This window comes from Desulfosporosinus sp., from assembly GCF_014237355.1.
Taxonomy (GTDB): domain Bacteria; phylum Bacillota; class Desulfitobacteriia; order Desulfitobacteriales; family Desulfitobacteriaceae; genus Desulfosporosinus.
The window spans coordinates 1-21,442 of the sequence record NZ_JABZFS010000050.1; the positions used below are offsets into that span (position 1 = coordinate 1).

General features: G+C 42.0%; 16 protein-coding genes and 2 pseudogenes. 15 read left to right on the forward strand and 3 right to left on the reverse strand.

What is annotated here, in order from left to right; all coding sequences use genetic code 11:
* Positions 1-1,210: 1,210 nt before the first annotated feature.
* From HGJ98_RS10755 to HGJ98_RS10765, 3 genes are all read left to right on the forward strand, one after another.
* Positions 1,211-1,480, forward strand: a complete 270-nt coding sequence (locus tag HGJ98_RS10755; protein ID WP_291351240.1) for a hypothetical protein — start codon at positions 1,211-1,213, stop codon at positions 1,478-1,480.
* 158 nt (positions 1,481-1,638) lie between these two features.
* Positions 1,639-1,785, forward strand: coding sequence for a hypothetical protein (locus HGJ98_RS10760; protein WP_291351242.1), 147 nt, complete (start codon positions 1,639-1,641; stop codon positions 1,783-1,785).
* Positions 1,786-1,793: 8 nt separating this feature from the next.
* Complete coding sequence (locus tag HGJ98_RS10765; protein WP_291351244.1) at positions 1,794-2,255, forward strand: DUF6518 family protein; 462 nt, start codon at positions 1,794-1,796, stop codon at positions 2,253-2,255.
* An 817-nt stretch (positions 2,256-3,072) separates the two neighbouring features.
* Here the strand turns inward: HGJ98_RS10765 and HGJ98_RS10770 are convergent.
* From HGJ98_RS10770 to HGJ98_RS10780, 3 genes are all read right to left on the reverse strand, one after another.
* Positions 3,073-4,476, reverse strand: coding sequence for a zinc-ribbon domain-containing protein (locus HGJ98_RS10770; RefSeq protein WP_291351246.1), 1,404 nt, complete (start codon positions 4,474-4,476; stop codon positions 3,073-3,075).
* Between the two features lie 473 nt (positions 4,477-4,949).
* Positions 4,950-5,306 (reverse strand): hypothetical protein, encoded by a 357-nt coding sequence (locus HGJ98_RS10775; protein ID WP_291351247.1) that lies wholly within the window; start codon positions 5,304-5,306, stop codon positions 4,950-4,952.
* Entirely contained in the window at positions 5,290-5,613 is a 324-nt protein-coding gene (locus tag HGJ98_RS10780) for a helix-turn-helix domain-containing protein (RefSeq protein ID WP_291351248.1), read from the reverse strand. The genes HGJ98_RS10775 and HGJ98_RS10780 overlap by 17 nt, the downstream gene beginning before the upstream one ends.
* A 775-nt stretch (positions 5,614-6,388) precedes the next feature.
* Between HGJ98_RS10780 and HGJ98_RS10785 the strand changes: the two genes are divergently transcribed.
* From HGJ98_RS10785 to HGJ98_RS10840, 12 genes and pseudogenes are all read left to right on the forward strand, one after another.
* Positions 6,389-6,661 (forward strand): hypothetical protein, encoded by a 273-nt coding sequence (locus HGJ98_RS10785; protein ID WP_291351249.1) that lies wholly within the window; start codon positions 6,389-6,391, stop codon positions 6,659-6,661.
* Positions 6,662-7,505: 844 nt separating this feature from the next.
* A complete protein-coding gene (locus tag HGJ98_RS10790) occupies positions 7,506-8,345 on the forward strand; it encodes a hypothetical protein (protein ID WP_291351251.1) in 840 nt (279 codons plus the stop codon).
* Between the two features lie 78 nt (positions 8,346-8,423).
* Positions 8,424-8,809, forward strand: a pseudogene (locus HGJ98_RS10795) ((deoxy)nucleoside triphosphate pyrophosphohydrolase).
* Positions 8,810-8,827: 18 nt separating this feature from the next.
* Positions 8,828-9,685: pseudogene (locus tag HGJ98_RS10800) on the forward strand (DNA/RNA helicase domain-containing protein).
* Between the two features lie 140 nt (positions 9,686-9,825).
* Complete coding sequence (locus HGJ98_RS10805) at positions 9,826-11,187, forward strand: HNH endonuclease signature motif containing protein (protein ID WP_291351253.1); 1,362 nt, start codon at positions 9,826-9,828, stop codon at positions 11,185-11,187.
* Between the two features lie 130 nt (positions 11,188-11,317).
* The gene (locus HGJ98_RS10810) at positions 11,318-11,512 is read left to right on the forward strand and encodes a hypothetical protein (RefSeq protein ID WP_291351255.1); all 195 of its coding nucleotides are present in this window, start codon (positions 11,318-11,320) and stop codon (positions 11,510-11,512) included.
* Positions 11,513-14,378: 2,866 nt separating this feature from the next.
* Entirely contained in the window at positions 14,379-14,789 is a 411-nt protein-coding gene (locus HGJ98_RS10815) for a (2Fe-2S)-binding protein (protein WP_367142719.1), read from the forward strand.
* A 1,286-nt stretch (positions 14,790-16,075) separates the two neighbouring features.
* Entirely contained in the window at positions 16,076-16,771 is a 696-nt protein-coding gene (locus tag HGJ98_RS10820) for a hypothetical protein (protein WP_291351257.1), read from the forward strand.
* A gap of 75 nt (positions 16,772-16,846) precedes the next feature.
* Positions 16,847-17,845 (forward strand): hypothetical protein, encoded by a 999-nt coding sequence (locus tag HGJ98_RS10825; protein ID WP_291351259.1) that lies wholly within the window; start codon positions 16,847-16,849, stop codon positions 17,843-17,845.
* Positions 17,846-17,940: 95 nt separating this feature from the next.
* On the forward strand, positions 17,941-19,584 hold the full coding sequence (locus HGJ98_RS10830) for a gamma-glutamylcyclotransferase (RefSeq protein WP_291351261.1): 1,644 nt from the start codon (positions 17,941-17,943) through the stop codon (positions 19,582-19,584).
* A 65-nt stretch (positions 19,585-19,649) separates the two neighbouring features.
* Positions 19,650-19,916, forward strand: a complete 267-nt coding sequence (locus HGJ98_RS10835) for a hypothetical protein (RefSeq protein WP_291351263.1) — start codon at positions 19,650-19,652, stop codon at positions 19,914-19,916.
* Positions 19,917-19,944: 28 nt separating this feature from the next.
* Entirely contained in the window at positions 19,945-20,229 is a 285-nt protein-coding gene (locus HGJ98_RS10840; protein WP_291351265.1) for a hypothetical protein, read from the forward strand.
* The last annotated feature ends 1,213 nt before the right edge of the window (positions 20,230-21,442 follow it).

Here is a 21,442-nt window from a genome sequence, read left to right on the forward strand (position 1 = left end):
CCACGGGAACCGCTCACATATTCGCGGTACCCACTCCGCTCGGACATTCTCATCCTGCAGTTGCCGCTCGCGTGATCTGCCCTAGCCGGGCAGCTCCCGCTCGCTGAGCCGATATATGTGGTCCTGGTAGCCCACGCTCGGGCAGTCTCCCCTCGTAGCCTCGGGAAGCCGGCCCTCGCTTAGCGCGCGGTTGCCGGTCTTTGCTCAGATCATTTACTCCGAGCGGCTGGATCAAGATGCTCACTCGTACCTCGTTGCGCTCTCGAGCCAGCCTACTCCGTAAATAGCTTATCCTGTCCACACCCGCTTCCCAGCGCTTGTTTTCTGTCTTGGTTTGCCGGTCCTCGTACTTTTACCGCTTTGCTAACCCGTGCGAAGACAGTGTCTTCGTGGAGCCGGACAAAGCCTGCGCCAGAAAAAAGCGCTCGAAGACGGGGTGCATGTCAATGCTTATGTCCGCTATGTTAGCGGGCCGTTGTATTTCTCACTGGATCCGCTTAACCCGCTAACAAAGCTAGGCCCGCGGTTATCCTGCCAAGGACGAGGTCCACGTCCGCGGGCCGACTCATTCTGCCCCTCACGCTCGCGGGAACCGCTCCTCGTACATCGTCGCGGTACCCGTTCGCTTTGATTGCTTATCCTGGCTTACCCGCCGACTTCGTCCCTCGTTTCCTCAGGCCGCTGCCGGCTAGGTTACATTTTTTGTCCGAGCTTGCCCGCGCTCGGTGGATCTCCCCTCCATACCTCAGGGAGCTAACCGCGCTTAGATCGTGGCCTATGGTCTTTGCCGCGCGAGAATTCCTCCTCGTGGCCTCGGAGTAATACCCACGCTGGGCTGCATTATACTGCCGGGGAGCCCCCAGCAACCGCGCGCCTAGCTTGGTGAGCGGCAAGATTAGACTTAAGAATAGCTAAGCCGCTCACATAGCGGAGATAAGCCCCAACCCGCAACGCGGCCGCTTATACGCAGTATGCGCGGCCGGTGGACCCGTTCCCGCGGGCCAAGTGAGGGAAGCTGGCCGGTTAGGCCAGATCACCCGAAACGAGATAAGCTAGGACCCGTAAAATATTTCCTAGCTCAGAAGGACTCCCCCGTTAGGGGAGACTTTCTGAGCGGCCAAAGCAGGATAACCGCGGTGATGCAAAAAGCCACGGCATACCCGCCGCTTTACCCCACAATGCGTTAGCAAGGTGGGGTAACAGGCGTGGTATGCCGTGGCTTTCGTTCCCGTCGGCTTGTTCCCGACTATCAGGAGGGAAAGAGCGGCTTATCGGCTGCGGCCATGGATTCCCGAAATTTTTGAGGGAATGTGTGGCTGCGGGCCGGATAACCGCGTGCTTAGAGAAGGGAAGCTGGCCGGACTCGGCCAGATCACCCGCAGCGGCTATACCAGGACAGCAAACTATATCTCAGCGAGCGGAGGCTCTCCGTCTAGGGGAGATTACGCGAGCGGGAGCGGGCACCGAGGTCAGTATATAAAGCATATTTAATTGTTACGAAGAATCCCCTCAAGGTAGCGTAATAAGAATTATGGGAAATGGGTTAAAAACTACAGTATTATACCAGTTAATTATAGGCTAAAATATAATTTGTAAGACTTTGTGAAACAAATAATTTTGTTAAGTCAGGAGGTTATCATGTCTGTAAAAGGAACTCTGAACAAAATAAGAGCTGAACAAATTGGTCCATTGACAATAAACCAGTTAATTTTAAGAGTGATATCAATCTTTGCTTTAGGAATGTTTCTTGGTTTAGTAGCAAAATACAGCGACACTGTCCCGTAAACTGGCCAATGGGGAACATTTGGAGTGTCATTAAAGACATAACTACCAGACTGGGTATATGGGTTTTATTAGCTACGATTATTGCTGCATGGAGCAGAAACCCAAAGATTGGGGCAATAAAAGTCTGTGTATTCTTTATCGGAATGTTGATTACATACTATATATATTCGACGAAATTGTTTGGTTTTTTTCCAAAATACTATTTTTTCCGTTGGGGCTTAATATCTTTAGCATCAACAGTAGCAGCTTATATTGTATGGTTTAGCAGAGGACAAGGGTGGATAGCAGCACTGTGTGCAGCACTTCCCGTAGGATTGCTTGCTGAACAAGGATATAGCTTTCTTCATACATTTGCAGCAGTTCCGGGTTTCGACTTCCTTTCGGCAATAGCTTTGTTTTTTGTCTTACCCAGACGGAAATATGCATTTAAAGGTTTTGCCCCTAGTGTTACTACTTACGTTTTTGCTTAGAAATTTTCACGTCTTTGCCAATGTAATTGGACGTATAATATAAAAAAACGAATAGGCATAAAATTCTATCAATGCCGTTCAACACCCAGTCAGGCGACTGAAGGGTAATAAGAACAACGCGAAGTTCACTTAATGATTCCTACATCATCTTTAAATGTTTATTTTGCACCAAATAGATGACCAATACCGATGATGAATATTAGGGAAACTGATAGTCCTAAAGTAATTACTACTGCGATTAAACTTCTTGCGAATGATCTCCAGTCTCTTACGCCACTAAACCCAAACATGCTCAAAAAGAAAGAAAAAATTGATAGGATTAGAACAATAATCAGAGAATGGACTTCAATTGTATTTGTAAAAAAGCTAAATACTTTTGAAAAGCTAGTTAATAGAAGCAATCCTAAACAAAGCAATGACGCAATAAACGAGTAAAAGTTTAATCTTTTAGACATTCTTTCCCCTCTCATGAGAAATAAACGATTATACACGGTTTAAGAATAACTAGAAGTTGTTGGTTATTATTAACTCGATATCCTCATGTTCAAGAATGACTTGTAAATTTATATACAAGTTATATAGCAAAATTTAAATAACCAATAACGCTATAAACAATAAGCAGAGGGTCAAAATATAACTCCCTGCTTGTTTAAATTTAAGTCTTACCCCGATTTAAAATTTAGATTCTGTATGATTTCCACTAATAAAACATTACCTCTTAATTATAAGGACTATGAACAAATACAAATTAATCAGAAAGATTCATCGTAAATAGGTCGAAAAATATCGGATATCTCAAAAGGGGGATCCCATAACTTTATTGATTAAGATCTGATAAATAATTATCAAGTATATATTCAATATTGTCATATTCCCAATACCATATAATTTTTAATTTATATCCCTTTTCTTTAGCATATTTTAGTTTTCGTTTATCATGTTCTACTTGTATTTTAAAATCTTCATACGATTTGTGAAAATATGGTGTAAATTCTTCATGTTGTCTACCATGAAATTCAAGAAGTAAATTACATTTTGGAATATAAAAATCATACATCAAAAATCCATTATTTATCCCCAATAAATCATTAAATTTTTTTTGTGGTATATAAATTTTTTTATTAAAATTACCGTCATACAATTTGGGGGACACCTTTTTAAAACCATTTTCCAATAAAAAACTAGTTATTCTAGCTTCACCATAAGATGCATTATAACAAGATGGACAACGAAAATCTAACGTGTTCGATGTATTAATACCTCTTGTAAAATCTTCGTGAATCCCATTCGGACATTTCCACCAAATGTCAATGTTACTATGGGGAGCTACTTCAAATGGAGTTTTTTCATTTTTATCAGACCATAAAGATACAACTTTAGGATATAATGAACCAAGAGAATCATAAGGATGCAATTTGCGATTACAACAATACGGACACCTTCTGTTAAGACCTGTAAAATTGGAAGGTAAAGTTTCATAACTTTTATGATAATTTTTTTCTTGACATTTTATCCAAACAGAAACATTAGTATTTCCTCTACTTATTAACCAAGGGTCTACAACGTTCTTTTCATAATCCCAATACTTATCCAAAAAATTACTTCCATAATTATCTATTCCATATTGTGCAAACGAATTACACTTAGAGCAACCCATAAAATCTCTACGATTAACAAAATTCTTTATATTCTTTTGTTCAGGTTCATGGTTATTTTTTAAACATTTAAACCAATAACCTTTTCCATTAAACCTAGATTTGAAACTAATATTTTTTGGAGAAAATGACTTTCCTTTTCTATTAATATTTAAATCATAATCCCATCGTTGTAATAAGTCATCAGCTTCTTCTTTGTCTAAATTCTCATAACACCAATCATAAAATGATGATTTACTATTACGTGCTTTTGTATCTTTAATTTTATCTCCTGCAAACAATTTACTACCGCAAGGTTTACAAAAATATTTTCCATTGTGAGAATACCTTTTATAATTATACCAATAAACATTTTTTATCAATGTTTTACACCCATCACAATATATATTAATCTGAACATTAGATGAATCTGGTAAATCTTCAACTTTAATTTTTATTTTAGCATTAAAATCTACTATTAATTTACCACTCTTACTCTTTACTTTAGGCATTTCGTAACCTAATTCTTCATAATGGCGAAAATTTGAAGGATTAAGTTTTACTTCAATTTCTCGACTTTCAAACATACAATACCTCCCTTCCATAGTTTATATTCAGGGTTTACCTTAAACAACAGATGTACAAGAGGATAAGGATTGTATATCAGAGATTTACACTTTTTAATGAAGGAATGTCCGCACGGAGCATTTCCAAGATGACAGGGGTATCCCAGAATACAATCTCTAAATTTTCAATGCTAAAGATACCCTAGAAAATTTTTAGTTGAGGTTATTTAGCTCTTTATAAAGCTTAAAACCGTTTAATAGTTAAGCTAAATGAACTTTAGAGAAGATCGTTCGGCTAATTTTTTCAGGAATGATGATTCTTTATTCCTCCCATACAACAACTGAATAGGATGGATTAAGAGATCGCTAAAAAAGCGATCTCTCTGATTTATGCCTTTTTTGTTGTGCTTACAACCTTTTGGTTTAAAAATATGGGTGTGTCTTAGAAATATCTTTGAAGAGAAAATTAACAGCCCAGAAAATAAAGCATGTTACTAGAGCCCACCCAAGAAGGAAAACCCATAATTCAAACCCCTGGGTAAATAGGTATAACCCATAAAAAATTGATCCAATAATGGATACGATCCGTGCAGAACGTTTGCTAAAGTATTCGTTTTAGCTTTTGTAACCATGAATAAAATAAAGGTGAACGTAAGCATACCCAATCCAACTAATTTTAATCCATACTTGGCAATTTCTAAAGTGATTTCCTTGTTAACTAAGCCGAAGATAACATCAAGAAACCCATAGCACATTACCATTACAAAAGCTACAAAGCCAGCACTATTTACATGATTCCTCAAAACTTCATCTCTTCTCATTAGGTTTGATAGCTTACTGTTTTTTCCCATTTTCATCCTCCTCCATCACTTCAAAGTAAAACAATTCAGTAATATCCGCTTCAAGAACCTGCGAAATTAACCAGCACATCAGAATTGTTGGAGTTTGCTTTTCCTTCTCGATTAAGGAAAGGCTTTGCCTCGTAATATTTAACATTTCCGCAACGTTCGCTTGAGTTAATCCTAAACTTTCTCTCCGGTCTTTGATCTTATTCCGTACAGCATATTCGGTACTAGTAGGAATTTGATGTTTCTTGATGTAGTCATCCACCTCAATTGATACGGGCTTTTCTTTTGACGATTTAATTACTGTAAACACCCATCTTCATCCTTCCTTAACGTCATGTTAATACTTATTGCATGAGCACAATATTTATGACAAATTCAAAAAAATATTTAGGTAAATTAATTGCAATATTTTTTGGAATTTGCGAGTTACAACCCCCCCGATGCTTTTGCAAAAAGAGTCCGAATATTCATAGAAAAGCAACCGTGGTTCACCCGTGGAAATGGCTCAAGAGATAAACTTGTAGGGTATGGGGGTAGCAAACAAATACTTTTAGAACAAACAGGGGAAAAGGTGGGTACAACAGTTAAATTCCCCTACTTAAATTCCCTTACTTAAATTTAAATAAATTTGAAAATGTTGACCACTGTGATGACAGCCAAAAAGTTAACCACCCCAAGGCGTTTATTAACTTAAATCAACCGTGTAATGGTAAACATGTTCCAATGTGTAGGCCACTATCACGGTAAGACATTGAAGAAGAGTGTGAAGTTTATAATTTAATGCGTTCAGGCCGTACCAAAACACATCTGCAACGGTCCTTACACTCAAGTGGCTATTAACTGGAATGATGTCTCATTTATAACCCGGAGCATTCATCCATTCCACGCCCGCTTCCCAGCGCTTGTTTTCTGTCTTGGTTTGCAAGCTACAGCACAGTCCTCTCCAGCCAGCGTCATGGGTCCAGAACCGCTCGGACGTGCGTCTTGTTATTCGTCGACATGATTCACTTGATTTACTACATAGTTGATGTGGTTGTTGTGCCATTATACTGCATTTTGGACTTTTCAGGGTCACTGGACGGACCATGCCGCACGAACGGAAAAGTGCGGCCTGCCAGTGGGTTCGGTCTGCGGACCCTCCAGCACGAATTCCCGCTCACGCTGGTCATGCGAGCTGGGGACGGTGGGGCCGCGAATTCCCTCCTGCGTCAGTCATGCGCGTACGAGGGATAAGACCCCATACCCCACCATGCGGAGATGGTGGGGTTATGTTTCTGAGCCGAGTGAGACACCAAGCAGTTCGAGAAAGTGCACATGATAAACGACTAGGTCCGCTCATTGTCAGCCCGAAGCAATAACAATCAGCGGCCCCCCAAGCCCCAAACCTACGGCCCAAATCTGAGCTTCGGCATGTAGGCCGCGCTCAGGCCTTCATGCTGCTTCGGCCGAGCGGGGAGTTCTCGACGTAGTAAAGCACTGATCCTGACGTAGGAGGGTCAGGGCCTTCGAGGAGGGAGCGCACCCGCTGGGAAGTGGGCCAAGACCACAAACCACGCGCCAAGGTTGAGAGGCATCACCAGGTTACGAGGGGTGACTCTTATCCGAAGATAAGCCTGGACCCGAGCCGGCGAGCCAAGCTCTGGAGGCAGCCCGAGGATACGAGGGTGACTTCGGAGTGGCAGGGCCAAGACCCGAAACGACGGGCCCCACTACTACAGCAGGAAAAACCGCGAGCTTAGCTCAGTTAGCTCCCTGAGGTTGCGAGGGGAGATCCACTGAGCGGCAGGCAGGACCTGTGACGGATCCGCAAAAGGACAGTGCTGCTGGCCCATCATTCGAGCTGGATGACTAGCAGCTCTGTCCTTTTAGTTTGTGCAGTATTACAAGGCCAGAGATCGAGCAAGTAAAACAGCGTACATTAAGACCAACATCGAACTAGCTTAACGTTTAACCTAGAGGGCAAAGCAAGAAGAAAACTCTAACCTATGAAGGATATTAGTACTTTAATATTAATGTCGCGGCATTATTATTGGACGAATGACCATAGGAACAAAATTTTGTCGGCAAGAAATGAGGTTATGATTATTCCTCCGATGACCTTTGGCTCCTGTTTATTCACTTCATTGTTCTTCCAGTATGATATAATTAACACAATAAATGGTAATATTTCAATAAACGAGTTTATGAATATGGGGTGGTTTAGTGATTAGCCTTGAGGAGTATATTGCACGCCGGAAAAAGGAAGATCACCTAAATGAATTTGATTTGGATGCTCGTAATGAAAACATGAGAATTTGCGTGAACTACGTTTTCGAATACTTCAATAATTACTTAAACATCACAGAAGCCGAGGAGAAAACTGCTCTTCAAAACGAAAAATTGAGTAAGTATCGCCAACAATTACGTGATTATGAGCCAGAGGTTAGGGAATGGCTTGTGAACATTTATGCCGAATATGGTAAGCAAATGAACCGAAATGTTGGTAATGTCTTAAAACAGTTTGAGTTCTTCTTCCTTTATAACTCCGACAGTGATTTTAGAAGCTTATCGTACGACTGTTATTCGCAATTAGTTAAGAAAGTTCCTTTCCTTAAAGACCAAACAGAAATGTTGTTCTTGTTCATAAAGGAATACCACCGTGTTCATAGCCGATATAGATTGGAATTTGACAAACTCTTTATTTCAGAGGGTATTAATGAATGGCTTGAAAATACATGGACTAAGTACCAAGTCAATATATTGGCATTTGCTTTCGATTGGGTTCACTACTTTTACGATAATGAAAATCTCTGGCCATCCTCACACAGGAAAAAAAGTCAAGAGACTTGGAGAAAATACGATTACGATATTAAGCAGAAGGGCAACCTGTTTAATCTTGATTCACTATACAGAAAAATGCCAAAAAAATCCTTCGCCAAAGGAAGAAAACAGGAATTCGAAATAATAATGATGTACTACTGGTTACATGATATGGAAGGAGACGAAAGTGGGTATTGGCAGGAATATTTGGATAAGGTTTTGCCCTCATTGAACGAGAGATAGTTTGTTGCCTAGTATTGGACAGGTTATTGTAGGAGAATAGTCGAAAGTATTTCCGATTGAATATGGGGTGCTATCATATTGAAAGAAGTTATAGCTGCAATTATCACTAAAAGTAACAATGTACTTATTGCCCGTCGTGCACCGAATGAAAAACTTGCCGGCAAATGGGAGTTTCCAGGCGGAAAAGTAGAAGAGGGCAAGACGGCGGAAGATTGTCTTTATCGTGAGTTCAAAGAAGAGCTGGATATCAAGGTGAAAGTAAATGACTTTTCTGCGAGAGCATTTATAGATACCCAAATGGAACTATTAAGCTGATTGCATACAACGTAGATTGAATTGAAGGCGAGATTACCCTTACGGTTCATGATGCTTTTGAATTTGTTCACACCGATGAATTATTACGATTTGATTTAGCGCCCGCAGATGTTCCAATTGCCTATAAATTAATGGAGAAAGGTCAATAAACTTCAAATCGTCTTTTTGTGGAGATAGGCAGAGAGGATTCATCGGAACCGGATCTAATCATCCAGATAGCAGATAGAATCTCTGGTGGATCCTTGATATTAGGCCTAGTTGGAGAGGGCCAGGAAATATATGTTGGGGAAGAGGAAGGAATTAAACAGTGGTGCGATGCAATCGTTAAGAGTAACAAGCGGTGGAAAGTGGTATGTCCCTCGAAAATCTTAAATGTATTTAGTGGTATAACTGATGTTGAGGTTTGTGACGATTTGGACTTAAATAAGTCTCTCCGTTCGAACTTTGCTGAAGATGTCACTAACTAGGTGGACGCATTGTTGAGCGGAGATCTAGAAAACGCAAGGGAGTTAGCAGATAATATAAGTTATCAACGGTTTAATATGTATTGTACTCGCAACTTGGATAAAGCAAAAAGGTATTGCTACAACCGCTACTTTGAAAGCACGGAAAAAAGATATGGACTTGTTGCATCATCAAAGAATGATATATTACCATCTTTTGGTGTTGATAACACCTACAATACGACTAGTAATCTAGATGTAGGTTTATGGTTTAATGATAATCCTATTAGTCCATCATCATGTTGCCAAATGACGAAAGTTGCTACCGAGTTTGCTTGCCAGGGTCTAGAACTTGATATGCCAATCCTATGCTGGGAAAGTGATTTGAAGTGGACTTGTCATAACTGGCGTAAATATTCAAGGACCAGTCGGGGCGTACAAAACCCACATCAATTAAGAATAAATAGTTATAGAGTGTTGTTGACGCGCGGGAGAGATGGATTCATTGTTTATGTTCCGGATGTGAGGGATCTCGATGCAGTATTTCATGTCATGCTTCAAGCGGGTGTATACGAATTATAGTAATGGATTATTCTTTAAGATTCGGATCATATGACCTTTGGTTTGGATCAAGTGATCTTCACCTATTGCTGTCACTGATGATGATTATCGGTAAAGGTCTTAGCTAAACGAATATTCAATGACTAGTGGGAGGGGTTTTTTTGAATTACTTTTTTGTATTCCAAAACAAAACCTATAATGAAGAGTCAGCAGGGGGATATTTATGGGCGCCAAAGAATGGAGATACCGGAAGACGAGTATCCCATTGGGATAAAATGAAGCAAGTCAAAAAGGGGGATATCATAATCCACAGCTTAAATAAAAATATCAAGGCTATTAGTGTGGCTCGTTCTGATTGTTATTCTGCGAATAGGCCAGTCGAATTGGAAGGTATGTGGAACAACGACGGTTGGAGAGTAGACACAGACTATCACTTTTTTAACAACTGCATAGTAACATCGGATCATATGAAAAAATTAAGAGAATTACAACCTGCATTGGATGCACCATTTAATAGTATTGGACGGGGGAATACTGGTTATTTATTTGATGCCACAAAGGAAATGTATGATTACATAATGGAAGAGACTTATAAAATACAGGCCTCTAAGGATGATAAGCAATTTGTTGCCTCTTTATTTAAACCTAAGGGAAAGACACAAAACGAGTTTAATATTCCTGAAATAAGAATTATTCCAATGAGTGGTTCTGAAGAATTTCCGAATAAATCATGCGCCCAAATACAAGAACAATACTTCCTGAAAGATCTGATCCAAAGAGAAGGTTGTTCCTACTACTACCGAAAGAGTGGATTAGTTAGTGAAAATAACGCCTTATTGTTATTCCAAATTAACAACGAGATAATCGCAAGTGCTCGACTTAATGAAATTGTCGTATTTGATGAATTGCTGCTTGGACAGTATAAGGGTGCTTTGAAATTGTATCCAGATAGTATACAAGTCTTCAAACCCTTTAATTACGATGACTTGAAGACCGTATGCCCTGATGTAGTTCCTTTTACACAGACCAAACAGAAATTGAGTGCGGATAATATTGTAAGATTACTTGGACTCATTGAGAAACATTCGCAAGGGTATGGTTTAACAGATCAGGCTCAACTGGTTACATTAGAAACAGCGGAAAAAGAAGCCAAGCAGCTAGGTGTAGCAGAACTACTAAAGAGAATTAAAAATAATAAAACTCCAAAATCAAAAAAGATATCAGAGACGACAGTTTATTATAGGGACCCCTATATAAAAGAGCTTGTTAAACGGTTGGCAGAAGGTAAATGTCAGTTATGTAGTAAGATGGCACCGTTTGTAGATAAAGATGGAAAACCATATTTAGAAGAACACCATGTAGTTCGATTAGCTGATGGTGGACAAGATGCAATAGGAAATGTTGTGGCCCTTTGCCCCAATTGCCATAGAAAAACGCATATTCTTAAAGATGAAACGGATCTGATAATTCTAGAAGGAATAGCAGTTAGTAACAAAGAGAAAGCAAAGGATTTGGTGTCTTAGGAGTGCGGTTAACTACTTAAGGAACTAGACGTTCCGAAAATGGTGGAACCTGTGTTGGAACGACAAATGACGAGAGAATGTTCCACCGAGTATTAGTTATTACGGCAGAATAATAGGGAGTGTGAAATTTATGGAAATAAGTTTGGACAATAGGCTATACATTTTGCGTAGTTCTAACCTTCCAGACGACCTTGCACGGAAGTTTGTCGTGGCAGATAAGTTATTCCTCAGAGATGAGAATGATGAAGCAGAAGCAGCGATCAATGAAATTGAACGTGAATGTTTGGTAAGAGGCATTTCTTTATACATACCAGACGCTTTTTAGTCTACTTAAAAGATCAATTGATGGTAGATTTGCCCCACGTAACATCAGCGTAAGGAATCAAGGGTGCGAGGTTATTAAGAACATTTATGACGTCGTTGATAGTGCACAGCTAGAGGGGAAGTCACTAATGCAAGCGGTGCGATCCCTTCCGGACTCGGCTATTCGCCTCGGTCCTGCGGACTAAATCCTCCAGGCTTCACCCATTCTGTCCAGGCACTTCGCCGGCAGGCAGCGCGGACGGGAAAGCGCTGCCTGCCGGCGGGACTCGGCCTACGGGCCGTCGGTCCCCGAATTCCCGCTCACTCTGGTCATGCGCGGCCGTGTTGAGGGTCAAGGCCGCTTCCGCTCAGCTAGCAGCCCTCGTGCCTCGGTCTATTACCTAAGCTGGGTCCGCGGTTATGTTGCAATGGGAGAAGTTCCTCCGCCCGGGAATCAGCCCTCGTAGTTCAAGCTGCATATTAAGTCTCGGGCTATTCCCGGGCTAGGACGGATTATGCTGAGCATGATCGGGTTTGTGTTGGGGGTCCAGGGGACCGCCGCTTAAGTGGATCTCCCCTCGTAGCCTCGGGGAGCTAACTTAAGCTAGGCCCGCGGTTGGGTCCTGTTCACGTCCAGCGGCTCGTTCCCTCCTTGGAGCCCACGGTCCTCCTGCGTCGGAACTGGGCTTCACTGCGTCGGGATCTCACCGCTCGACGCTCACCGTGGGATGCACGAATGCCTGAGCGCGGCATACGTGCCGGGAGCAAGACCGCTTGGCCCACCATGCAAACGCATGCTGGGCTAAATTCGGAGCGGTTTATTGCCGTTCGTATGAGATAATTTTATCATCAATGACGGAGCTACTCTTTACGCGGTCGTCTGGCGCATACCCCTCCTGTTACCCCGTCATGCTAAAGCATGCTGGGGTAAGGCGTTGGGGTGTGCGCCAGAAAAGTTAGCCCGCGGTTATACTGCTAGGGCTGGCGTTTACGCTACTGGGGTTAACGCCCTAGTAGCGTAAACAGCCTGGCCCGGTTGTTTACGCCATGGAATCTGTCCTCGTAACCCCGGACGGCTTCCATGGCTAGGGCAAAATTAAGGGTCCTAGCTTACTGTCGCTCGGTGGATCTCCCCTCGTAGCCTCGGGGAGCTAACCGAGCTAGGCCCGCGGTAGCGGGTCCAGTGGCCTCGAATCCCCTCCTACGTCGGGAATACACGGCCGTGTTGCGGGTCAAGCAGTATCCGCTAAGCTAGCAGTCCTCGTGCCTCGGTCTTCTACCTAAGCTAGGCCCGCGGTTTTGCTGCCGGGGAGCAGGGCCTCGCGGTATTGGGTCTTGGCCGCTCAGGTTTGCATCACCGGCTGCCGATAAGGTTCCCTGCTTTATTTGCTCAATCACTGGCCGCTTAATACTGAAGCAAAAAAAACAGCAATCAAATAGTCCAGAGCTGCTAGTCATTCTGCTTGAAATAAAAGCTGGCTGCACAGTCCTCCCGTGCCTGCGCTGTGGGTCAAAGCCTGCTTGGGTTGCCTTGCTTGACGTTTGAGTTAACCGTTCCCAGCGGGTCGTTTCCCTCCTGCGTCGGGAGAACTCGCCGCTCGGACGAAGCTGCACGAAGGCCTGAGCGCGGCCTACGTGACGTGGTAAGATTTTCGACCCGTGGTTCCAGGACCGCCGCCAGACGAACCAGGCAGCGCGGACGGGAAAGCGCTGTCTGCCGGCGGGGCTCGCCCTGCGGACCGTCCGTCCACGAATTACCGCTCACGCTGGTCATGGCGGCCGGGGCCGGGACCCGCAAATTCCCTCCTGAGTCGGTCATGCACGGACGGGTGCAAGCCCGGATAGGGTCACGTGGGACCGGTCGCTCGGCGCTCGCCAGCAAAACATTCATCGCTGCGGCGAGAATGTCCTGCGGACTCCAGCTTATTGGTGCGAGCAGTGTGTCCATGTGGTAGCAGCGAGCATATCCTCGGGCCTTCACCCCTGCGGTATCCCTCGTGCTGCACGGACACTTCTCGGACTGAAGCTGAAAAATCTAAAAAAAGCTTGCCACAAGCGATAGATATCACCCGCAGCCGAGGTATTACACATAAACATCGCTTTATACGATGAGGCAGTCTTAACAATTAACGGGATAACCGAAATGGTGCCCCACTAATTGTATTCGCCCTTGAACATGACGAGATCAATACGAAGAACATAGAATGACAACTGCGTGCTCGGTATAATCAAGGGGAATTGTTGAGGTACCGACTGGAACTTGCCCCCAGACTCCGGAGGAAGAATTGTCGCCCAACTCCCATCCTAAGCGGCCAGGACCCGGAACGCATTCCCGAGAGAACTGTGCTGCCGGCCTATAGTTCAAGCAGGATGACAGGCAGGTCTGTCCTTTAGGATCGCTGTTTTTGTTGCAGCTGTATTATGGGGCTGGAGATTGAGCAAAAAATAGGGTACCTTACCGTTGGGATGATTGTTCACCACGATCATGCTAGATGCTGAACGCTTAATTCGAACACTTCTCGGGCAAATTAATTCAAAAGCCCTGACCTCTTTGTAGAGGCCGGTACTGTTCGCTTTATGTAATTGTTGTTAGAGACTCTCGCGAATTCGAATTAAATATGTAGAGGTTGCCATTGCGGTTGGCAATTTGTGCTCAGGATATTTGTCTCATTGCTAATCGGCAAGGTGAATAAACAAATTGTAACGTTACATTTCAACCCTCTGACTGCATGTACAACTGATTTGGCTAATTTTTTTAATTGGTATAAAAGCTAAGTGTTAAAATAGTTTTATAAACTATTGACATGCTAAGTTAAATAACAGTTCTTGAACGTTCTTATATTAAGAAGATAAAAATAATAAAGGAGAAGAGGGAGACCCGTTCTAGTATGCTTGAACTATCAACAAACCCAAACATAGCTGTAGCTCCAACTCCAACTTGTCCTATTTGTCATGGAGTAGGGCAAAAGGTTCATAAAATAACGGTGGAACATCAGGTAAAACAAGGCACCGAAGTTGAAGGAGAACAATTCTTCCTGTGTAGAACTCCTCAGTGTGAAGTTGCTTACTACACTCCAGATAGGAAGAAAGCAATTCTTCAGGAGGAATTGGTAGACAGGATTTGGTTTAAAAACGTCCCTTCCCCAGTCCCTATTTGTTATTGTGCAAAGGTCACGGACGAAGAAATCTTATACCATGTCGTGGTGGCTAAGTGCTGCTCTACTCTGGATGATATTAAAAAGCATACTGGGGCCAATTCCGGTCGTGAATGTGTAACTAAGAATCCTGCCGGTGGCTGATGTTACTCTGTAGTGCAATCGGTGATTGCCAAATGTCTTGCTATGAGAGAGTAAATCGCCAGATGTAAATACCAACGCTAATTTGAAAGTCGTAAGTCTTCTACTAAATTTTCGACAAAGTCGTTTTCTTCAGATAGCCTGTTTATAAGTTAAATTGCTTTCGCTTTTCTGGGAGGAAATAAAGCAGAGATGTGGAAATAGTAAGTAAGGATTCTCTGGAAGATCGAAAACACTACTTGCCGTAGAAGGATGTATGGCTATTTTATAACGGCATAATTCTGGTATAGACTTCAAGGTTACGGTTAGGGCAAAACGCGGCAAAACGACAGGTTAAAAATTGCTGTATGTACGTTTACCTTTGATTTATAATAATTCATAATTATCTTAACAGATCCCACCACGCCTCTTCATTAGAAAGCGTACCACGGTGGGCCATTTTATTTTGGAGGCTCTTTTTTTGTACTAAAGAAAATATTAACATCTAAGAACGAATGGCTAAGCTTTAAAACAAAACTCGAAGCATTTAAATTGGAGAGATTTATTAATAACTCAGAAATAAAAACGGCCTTATTTTAAATGTCACCTTTTGATTAGATTGACAGTCCTCTTTGTTAGGGATTCTCATTTGCCACTATATATTACGAAGGTATTAAGTTTATAGGTAGTCAAAATCGGAAGAATTAATCAAGAGATCCAGACTATGGGGTATGCCTGTAAAGTGTTGCCCTTAGCATAATTTGAATTGGATGCCGTGGGTATCTTAGATGAGTAGGGTGACTAAGTTGCCATCCTCATTTTTTGTTGTCATGGACGGACGAGGAAGTACGGCTAGGAATGATGCGCAGTCGGATGCTAAGGGCCCTTGATTTATTTGCTCAATCTTCGGCTGCTTGATGATGCAGCAAATAAAAACAGCGAATAAAAAGGACAGAGCTGCTGTAATCCTTGCTGAATTGTGGGCTGTAGCACAGTCCTCTTCGGCCAGATTCAAGGGTCCAGTTTCACTCGAGCGTATGTATTATTATGTTGATCAAACTGGTAATTTTTAGACAATCAGGCCAAAGAAATTTTCTTGAGGTTATTTGCATTATCTTTGGAGGTAATGGAGGAAAAAGGTGGAATTATCAATTAGAACATTACCAATGTAATATTAAAAGCCCAAATTTATTGAACTAGGGGATCTACTTTTGAAAATTTAACTACGTGAGACATCTGATGAAAGATCAGCACAAAGCATTTCGAGGTTCGATAAAATACTAAGAATTATATCAGAGGGAGGACAAGAATTGGAAAGGAATTCAATTTGGGTCGGCGGAGTACCTGCCACTTATGCCACAAAAGCAGAAAGACCTTGGAAGGATTGTCTATCTGACACGGTGACATTAACACCCCAAAGTGAGGTGGGTTATACTGGCCTCGACCTTAGGTTCATCCTACCTACATTTGCTCCTAAAGGGCATCCTCTTGACGTAGATAATCTCTGTGAACCGGTATTTTCTGTGTTGATCGGTAAACTTGGCTGGTTTCAGGGAAAAAGGCCAAATCTACGGTGGTGGCATGCTACAAAGGCTGAAGGAATTTCATATGGAGTGCAAATTACCGCTATAAAAGCTGTGATGTATGACACGGAAGATGGACTTGGAAAACCAATATTTGATTCGGTTTATACCGGAGATTTACCAAGTAAAGCTACAGATACCCAGTTGCCAATATGGATCTCTAGACTTAAAACTAACCCTATAAAAAAAGACTCAAGGTTTGTTGTTCGCCTACTCTTTGGGAATGAAAAGATAAACATTGGCGATATCGCAACCGGTAAGGTAAAAAGCCTAATAGATTGCCTATATCCAATAATCGGTGGAATAAGCGGAAATCCGGAGGACTGGCGAATTGACTCACTAATTGTGCATAAAGGGATTTCAACTCTACAACATGACTCTGTTCGAATATCAATATGGAGAACAGGTTGCGATAGCGTGTAAATCCGCATATCCTCGACAGAACTTTTACCGCAGGCACGAATGCCCAGCGAATCTCTTTGGCTAAGAGGGATGGGGATGTTATTGCTAAAAAAACTGGAGATTAGTTCATTGACATTTGATATTCTGCTAACGACCTACTTAGATCGGCTCAAAAATTCAACGTACAAAGATACCACTACGGCTGTCTTGGGGAAATACCTGAGTAAAATTCCTTCAGAATCCTTAAGTGTCTATTTCACCAACTCGGGTGACTTGAATGTGACTTGTATAAAAACGGACTTACTGAAATTCATCTGTTCTTTGAAAAGCTCTCCTGCGAAGCAAGATGCTTTAGAAGCGATTGTTAAGTTTTGGGCATTTCTTCATAGCACAAACAAGATACCACTCAACCCTTTGGAGGGACTGGATCTAAACGTGCCTCAATCAGAAGAATCTAGGCGCTTAAAACTGATCCAATCAATCCAAGAAAAACCCCGGACTTTGGAAGAACTGAAACAGGTTCTCTGGGTATCCAAACGAACGATACAGTCAGACCTTGAAGATCTACGCCAGGGCAAGGGCCTTTTTCCTCTGAAGTTAGAAGTTAAGACCAAAAATAACAAGGTTCAATATACCTGCAGTGTGCACCCGATTTTTATGGCTTTTAATTTGACGGCTTTGGCAGAACTGATGATGGGGGTCAAACAGGTCTTAACGTCAGATGTCCTATACAGAAAGCCCTTTGAGATGATTGAACAACAAATTTGGGCGCAACTCACTCCTTACGCCAAACAACAATTAGAAAAGGTCCTTGGTAATGGGCCAACCTATTCCAAACCCTACAGTCGCTTCATGACGGAAGACTGTTATCTTGAAGATAACGTTCACGGGAATTTAGTATACTCTATGAAGGCTGGGAAGCCAATTCTGATTACCTATAAACAAGAGGAATCAACGCTCTACAAACTGGTCTATATCCTTGACTTGGGGCACGGAGATAAAGAATATCAGTTCAGAGATGCCGATTCAGGCGAAAAATTCAGCCTACCATTCAATAGAATAGTCAATGCCGAAGGGATTAGGCCAAGAGCTTAGTCCCTTTTCCTCTGCGAAAAATGCAATTCAATTGCGGTGAACTATGGACCCCCATCCTATAAACTGTGATTAATAAAGAAACGGAGGGGATGTCCATGGAAATCAACAAAGTCTTTGTCTACGGAACCTTAATGAAAGATATGCATAATCATCGTCTAGTCAAGCCCTTTATCAAACACCTCGAAATAGCGAAAACTCTCGGACGGCTCTACGATCTTCCCTACGGCTATCCTGCTCTGATCGGTGGACAAGAGGAAGTCTGGGGAGAAATCCTCGAACTCAAGGACGTGGAAGAAGCCTTGAACATTCTCGATCGCTTGGAAGGATATTCTGGGTCGGAAAATCAGAGAAATCTATATAATCGTACGGTCCAAGAGATTCAAACCGTAAGTGGTAAAGAGGAAAAAGCGTATGTCTACTATTGGGCAAACCCGGATACCTTGACCCAAATTGGAACTCAGATTAAGCACAGTTGGAGAAATTCGCTACGCTTTGCAAAGATAATAGAGGGGGAGAAGGAAATGAGTCGTTTATATTTTGCCTACGGTTCTTGTATGGACTACGAAGGACGCATCCAGTCAAGTGGTTACGCTGATGGTTTTGAGAAAATAGGGGTTGCTCGGTTGGAGGGTTATGAGTTTAAGATGAACAAGTTGGCAATGGATGGAGAGCATGTCTACGCCAATATAATCCCATCCCTAAAGGGCCATGTCTATGGTGTTCTTTACAAAATAACAGTTCGAGTAGAAGCGGATTATCTCGATTCTCGTGAAGGATATCCCAGGCATTACGGTAAAGAGACGGTGACTGTGAGTGTTGGGGATATAGAGTATGATCATGTTCTGGTGTATACCTCACAGCCTGATTACATCTGCTCTGGTTTTAGACCCATCACGCGAGTATATGAAGATGAACTAAAGCGGGGAGGAGCCTTACTGCCAGAGGCTTATAGAACATCCGTGTTTCTACATGCGATAAAGCAATGCGCCATTGTCAGGGACCGAGGCCCTCGAGATGAGAAGGAAGATATAATCACTGCATTGCGTTTTTTTAGGAGTAGCCCAGGGCGTGAAAGTGTTTTTATGCTAGCAAATGCTCTAAACCATAAATTAATAATAATGGATGCATTTATTCAGAAATTGGTCGATCTGGGCTATATAAGACAGGATAGTAGAGATACCGAAGGGCCCTATGGCCCAGGCGCAACATACTATACCGTGCCCGCTAAAAGAGCGGAAATTGATCAATTGTTAAGGGCAGACAAGCAAAACAGTATTATTTCGAGCGAGGGAATTGACTGCATTAACTCAGAAATGGATGATAAAACTTATGTATGCACTCACTGTTGGACTGTCCACAGAAAGGGAGTAAAGTTTTGTCGTAATTGTTTTCCTATTCGTAGTGTAGACGAGATTGATACACAGATTTTTGATGTGATTCTGAAATTGAATCAAAAGGGATATCCGACATTTGCTTGTTGCAGTGGTCATGCTATTGATAGTTATGGCTGCGCCTATTTCGGTATGAACAGGATTATGGAATCTGAGAACGTGCCCGAGGGCTTTACGGTGGAAATAAAAGATGGGAGGTCCATTTATCGGTCACAGATCTATGGTAAAAGAAATACTAAAAAAGGACAAAAGGCCTTCACTAAATTGGAAAGAAGTACCCTTGAAAAGTACGTTAAAGATGATATGAGAAATCTAAGGATCTGGGTAGATGGATTACCTTCTCTTTGAAGTAAAATTAGCAGATATTTCTGTCTATGGCTATAAAAAATCTAATAATTCATAGGGGAAGGGGTATGAAAGATGCATTTTTTATGGACTTTGAGTTTACGATGCACCAACGATATGTAAGGCCGAGAGTCTGGTTCCCTGAGATTATTGAAGTGGAGCAGTCGTTGCTGACGGACACGGAGTATTGCAGGAGAAAGGTTATAATGCTTTCGTTAAACCTCAGTTTTGGCCTAGAATCATTGAAGACTGTACCGGTATTGCTGCTATACAACAAACAGATATCGAGAACCGTATTTCCTTTGAGCAAATTCTGCAATGACTGTGGCAAATGAGTCCTACTCAAGATACCTGGCTTGAGGGTTGGAGAATCGGGATCGCCTCGTATTTAAAAATGCTTGTGATAAATACGGCTTCGAATATCCCTTCTTATTTGAGAACTATATAGATTTAGCCAAGGAATATATGTTGTTTAATAACCGTAATAGAATGATTTCCCTAAAGGATGCCATTGAGGAAACTGGAGTTAATAAAAGGGGTATCCTACACGCCGCCTATGATGATGCGGTGAATGCAACGCTCGTCATGCAAAAGCTAATTTCTAAGGGATGGACTAATGATCGGACTCATTTAAGCATCGCGATGTAATCAAAAAAGTGGATTCGTGAAAATGAGCTCATAAAACAGTCCTATGTGGATGGCACACTATTATTCTTAAGGCTGAATTCATCCCAAATTAAGAAGCTCAGCTTCCATGAATCGTCCTGGGTTATCGTTTAGACTTGTAAATAGCAACAGAGAAGCAATCCGAAAAAAATTATAAATTTGAAGGTACATTATTATTATGTCTAAACGCTCAACCTCGAAGAAACTATATTTTGCTTATGGTTCATGTATGGTTAATCAGGGGAGAAAGGCTCTACGACTAGCTTACAGCTATCCCGCAATGATCACTGGACAAGTAGGAAGTAATCATCGGAACTCAATGACGAGGGAGAAGGTTTGAAGTTTTTGATCGCTTAGCTGGATATTGCGGAGTGGAAAGCCCAAAAAATTGTACAATCGTACGGTGAGAGATTGGGTGTCGGAAAAATTAAGGAGAGAGTGTGAGCGTGGGGAAAATAGTTCAGCTGCGTGATCCACAAAATTATGTCTGTGCTTCGTGTTATGATCTACGCAGAGGATACCGAAATGAAATTGTCTGGAGTTAAGATTGCTTAAGCCTGTAAAATATAAGGTATGCCGTAAAAGAAAACAGATATTGGCAGGGATTAACAGAATAATGTTGAATATTAGATTACTGTAAGATTGTTTTAAGAATTAAGTAACGAAATAAGCATTGAAGTTTTGTAGATTATTTCTAGCGCTAGGATTGTCTAATGCTAAAAACTAGTGGGAAAACATTTACAGAGTTGCGTTCTCTGGAAGTAGCCCTGAGAGTTAAATATTTTTATTCTAGGAATCCCATAGTGGGTGTAAATTGACAAATATTGCACCTTCTAATCAAAGGATGGATGATGTAGTCTATATAAGAGTGCACAAAGGGGATACTGTTGAACTTTAGTTTCAGGCGCAACCTATTTTATACGGTGTCAGAGAAAGAGTGAAATTTACTAATTGTTAAGGGACAACAAGGAAACAGATTATTTCAATGATCTATTCTAACTTAAATAGGTGGTCCTTTGTGTTTATGATGGAATGGGAAAGATGGTATAAGACGAGTTCTGCGTAGTTACAATGCCTGTTTGAACAGGATCGAATTGTCAATGTTATTAGTGGATCACTGACCCCTAGGAACTTTTTCGTTGATGCAGTTCAGTTTTAGTGGTCGCTATTTTCCATTCTAGTTGATTGAGATGTT

Coding starts and splice junctions, on each gene's coding strand:
- HGJ98_RS10755 (WP_291351240.1), top strand. CDS start 1,211: ATGCCGTGGCTTTCGTTCCCGTCGGCTTGTTCCCGACTATCAGGAGGG.
- HGJ98_RS10760 (WP_291351242.1), top strand. CDS start 1,639: ATGTCTGTAAAAGGAACTCTGAACAAAATAAGAGCTGAACAAATTGGT.
- HGJ98_RS10765 (WP_291351244.1), top strand. CDS start 1,794: ATGGGGAACATTTGGAGTGTCATTAAAGACATAACTACCAGACTGGGT.
- HGJ98_RS10770 (WP_291351246.1), bottom strand. CDS start 4,476: ATGTTTGAAAGTCGAGAAATTGAAGTAAAACTTAATCCTTCAAATTTT.
- HGJ98_RS10775 (WP_291351247.1), bottom strand. CDS start 5,306: ATGGGAAAAAACAGTAAGCTATCAAACCTAATGAGAAGAGATGAAGTT.
- HGJ98_RS10785 (WP_291351249.1), top strand. CDS start 6,389: ATGCCGCACGAACGGAAAAGTGCGGCCTGCCAGTGGGTTCGGTCTGCG.
- HGJ98_RS10810 (WP_291351255.1), top strand. CDS start 11,318: ATGGAAATAAGTTTGGACAATAGGCTATACATTTTGCGTAGTTCTAAC.
- HGJ98_RS10815 (WP_367142719.1), top strand. CDS start 14,379: ATGCTTGAACTATCAACAAACCCAAACATAGCTGTAGCTCCAACTCCA.
- HGJ98_RS10825 (WP_291351259.1), top strand. CDS start 16,847: ATGTTATTGCTAAAAAAACTGGAGATTAGTTCATTGACATTTGATATT.
- HGJ98_RS10830 (WP_291351261.1), top strand. CDS start 17,941: ATGGAAATCAACAAAGTCTTTGTCTACGGAACCTTAATGAAAGATATG.
- HGJ98_RS10835 (WP_291351263.1), top strand. CDS start 19,650: ATGAAAGATGCATTTTTTATGGACTTTGAGTTTACGATGCACCAACGA.